Origin of the sequence: Natronospira sp., assembly GCF_007134575.1 — a bacterium.
GTDB classification, from domain to species: domain Bacteria; phylum Pseudomonadota; class Gammaproteobacteria; order Natronospirales; family Natronospiraceae; genus Natronospira; species Natronospira elongata.
In genome coordinates this window covers 1-2,906 of sequence record NZ_SLKM01000281.1, presented here as the reverse complement: position 1 = coordinate 2,906, position 2,906 = coordinate 1, and the positions used below count along the sequence as shown (strand labels likewise).

The following is a 2,906-nucleotide window of genomic DNA, read 5'->3' as shown; positions in this document are numbered from 1 at the left end:
TGTCCCAGAGGGTCTGATTACGACGAATGGGTCCATAACGACCGCCCAATTCCACTTCCGGGGCAACCCGGCGCGGTTCCTCTCGGACTTCCTCGCTGACTTCCGGTTCAGCTTCCGCTCGCGGTTCCGGACGCGGCTCAGGGCGGGGTTCCGGGCGTCGGGGCTCTTCCTCCCGTTCCGCCACGGGACGCTCGGGCTCGGCCGCTTCGCCGGGAGCAAAATCCGGCGGATCCAGCAGCAGAGTGTATTCCCGCAGCAGGCGGCCAGCGGCCCAGCGTGCTTCCACCAGGAAAGACACGAAGGGTTCACGGACGGGCTGCTCGGTACTGACCTGGATATAGGAATCCCGGCCGTCCCGAACCAGTTCGAAGCGGATACGAGCATGAAGCGCGCCGCGATCCAGGCCGTACCGTTCGAAATGCTCCGGCGAGGCCATCCGCACCTCAAGCGCGTCCAGCTCCTCCTCGGTGGGAGAAACCAGAGCGATGCGGGCATCCAGCGGCTGATTGAGGTGGGAACGCAGCTCCACATCCCCGAGGCCGAGAGCCAGGGAAGCAGGCGCCCAGATCAGGGCGAGCAGCAGCGCCGCGTAGGCCAGTCTTGATTTCATTCTCACTCCGTCACTCCCCGTTCACTCCGGCCACCTTTTGAGATACAGCAGCGACCCGGCATTACCGGACTGCTCATGGGCATGGAGCAAAGTCCTCACCAGTTTTCTCATGATAATGGGCTAAATATAGCTCACAAATAGTCTTTTACCAAAAGCTCGGCGATCTGAACACTGTTGAGTGCCGCACCCTTGCGGACATTATCCGCCACCACCCACAGATTCAGGCCGCTCTCGTGGGAAATATCTTCGCGGATTCTGCCCACATAGACGGGATCCTGATTGGCGGCCTCGGTCACCGCGGTGGGGTAGCCGGCGGGCTCACGGCGATCCAGAACTTCCACGCCCGGCGCCTTCTCCAGCAGGCGAGTGGCCTCTTCCGCGCTCAATTTTTCCCGGGTTTCGATATGAACGGCCTCACTGTGACCGAAAAACACCGGAATCCGCACGGCGGTGGGATTCACCTGGATGGCGGGATCGAGGATCTTCTGGGTCTCCCAGACCATCTTCATTTCTTCACGGGTGTAGCCATTGTCCTGGAAGGTGTCGATATGCGGAATGGCATTGAAGGCGATCTGCTTGGGCGAAATCTTGTTCTCAATCGGCTTGCCATTGAGCAGCTTGGCGGTCTGATCGGCCAACTCTTCCATGGCGGATTTGCCGCCACCGGACACGGCCTGGTAAGTGGCCACATTGATCCGCTTGATGGTCGCCGCGTCATGAAGGGGTTTGAGCGCCACCAGCATCTGAATGGTGGAGCAGTTGGGGTTGGCGATGATGCCACGATTGCGATACTCGGCAATCTTTTCCGGGTTCACCTCCGGAACCACCAGGGGGATGTCGTCTTCCAGGCGAAACTTGGAAGTGTTGTCGATCACCACGCAACCGGCTGCCGCCGCCTTGGGGGCGAACTGGGCGGAGATATCACCACCGGCGGAAAACAGGGCGACCTGGACCTTGGAGAAATCAAACTCGGCGAGATCCTCGACCGTGATCTCCTTGCCGGCATAACGAAGCTTCTTGCCCGCGGAACGGCTGCTGGCGAGGGGGTAGACCTTCCCCGCCGGAAACTGGCGCTGTTCCAGGATGGAAAGCATGGTCTCTCCAACCGCTCCGGTGGCGCCCACGACTGCAATGTCCACTTGCTTGCTCATTAGGATCTGACTCCCGTTGTCTGAAGGTTCGATGAATGTTGCGGCCCACCACCCGGCTCTCGCCCGGTGGGCAAGCCGAGCCAGGCGACCACCAGCCCCAGGCCCGCCAGCAAGCCGGCCAGCAGAAAAACCAGAACCCCATCGGTTCCGGCCCATAGATAGCCGGCACCAAGGCTGCCCACGGCACCCCCGGCACCAAAACTCAGGCTGCTGTATAAGGCCTGGCCCCGGCCTTGAAATGGCCCCCGGAAGAAGCGGTGAATGAAATGGACGGCGACGGCGTGATAAAGGCCGAAGCTGGCCATATGCAAGAGCTGGGCCGCGATCAATACCGGCATTTTATCAATAAATAGCGCGATCAGCAGCCAGCGCAGGGCAGTCAGGCCGAGAGCCACGACCATCAGGGTGCGGGGTCCGGCGTTTGCCAGCAGACGCGGCATGATCAGAAAAACGCCAATCTCGGCAACGACCCCCAGGGCCCAGAGCGCGCCAATGACCAGCCCCTGGTAGCCGGCATCCTGCAGATAAATGGTGAAAAAGCCGTAGTAGGGCCCATGACTGGCCTTGGCCAGGAAACAGGCCAGGAACAGGGAAATGACTTCGGGCCGGCGCATTATCGCGGCGATCCCGCCCGCGCTGGGCTGGGCGCGGCGGTCCGGACGCTCGGAGACGGCCAGGGTTGAAAACCACAGCAGGACCAAAAGCGCCCAGATGACCCAGGGCAGCAGGGCCTCGCCAAACTGATCCAAAAGCGGGCCCAGTACCACCACCGACGCAATGAACCCCACCGAGCCCCATAGGCGGATACGCCCGTATCGCTCCACCCGGGTGCCCAGATGGTTGAGGGTCAGGGCCTCGAACTGGGGCAAGGCGGCATTCCAGAAGAAACTGAAAGCCAGCATGACGGCCGCAATCCAGAGGTAACTGTCACCAGCGAGGATGCCCGCGAAACAGGCGGCGGCCATGAAAGCCGCCAGACGGATGATGGCAACCCGCCGCCCGCTCTGATCCGCGATCCACCCCCAGAGATAGGGAGCAATGATCTTGGTGCCCAGGAGGATGGCCATCAGCTCGCCAATCTGCGCGGGGCTGAACTCCAGCGAGCGCAGATAAGGCCCCCAATAAGGCACCAATCCGCCGAGCAC

Annotated in this window: 3 protein-coding genes; all 3 read right to left on the bottom strand. The window is 61.7% G+C overall.

Annotated features, from left to right (window positions below; all coding sequences use genetic code 11):
• Nucleotides 1-610 (bottom strand): FimV family protein (locus tag ACJWXQ_RS11325; protein WP_406672835.1); only part of this gene is annotated, 610 nt, incomplete at its 3' end.
• A gap of 131 nt (nt 611-741) precedes the next feature.
• Nucleotides 742-1,761, bottom strand: coding sequence for an aspartate-semialdehyde dehydrogenase (locus ACJWXQ_RS11320; protein ID WP_346049839.1), 1,020 nt, complete (start codon nt 1,759-1,761; stop codon nt 742-744).
• A complete protein-coding gene (locus ACJWXQ_RS11315; protein WP_406672834.1) occupies nt 1,761-2,906 on the bottom strand; it encodes an MFS transporter in 1,146 nt (381 codons plus the stop codon). Before ACJWXQ_RS11315 ends, ACJWXQ_RS11320 begins: the two co-directional genes overlap by 1 nt.